Annotated in this window: 1 protein-coding gene; it reads right to left on the bottom strand. The window is 45.9% G+C overall.

Going from position 1 to position 270, the window contains the following annotated elements:
* Positions 1-249: NAD-binding protein (locus tag A3750_RS05335; RefSeq protein WP_255374866.1), on the bottom strand; the 249-nt coding region annotated here is incomplete at its 3' end.
* Between the last annotated feature and the right edge of the window lie 21 nt (positions 250-270).

Here is a 270-nt window from a genome sequence, read left to right as displayed (position 1 = left end):
TAACTCATCGACTTGCTCGATATTGTTATTTAGCACGACCTTGACACCCTTGTTTTGAATCTGCTCTGTGACAAATTCAACTACATCCTGATCAAAGCCTCTGAGTATCTGTGGTCCGCGCGTAACCAAGGTCATGTCAACGCCAAGGCCCTGTAATATGCCAGCTAATTCAACTGCGATATAACCTCCACCTTGCATAACGGCGGTTTCCGGCAGGTCATTCAAAAAAAAGAATTCGTTCGAAGTCAGGACGTGCTCCGCCCCTTTAAA

This window comes from Oleiphilus sp. HI0079 (assembly GCF_001635105.1).
The sequence above is the reverse complement of the archived record's forward strand: the minus strand, read 5'-3'. Positions and strand labels throughout refer to the sequence as shown.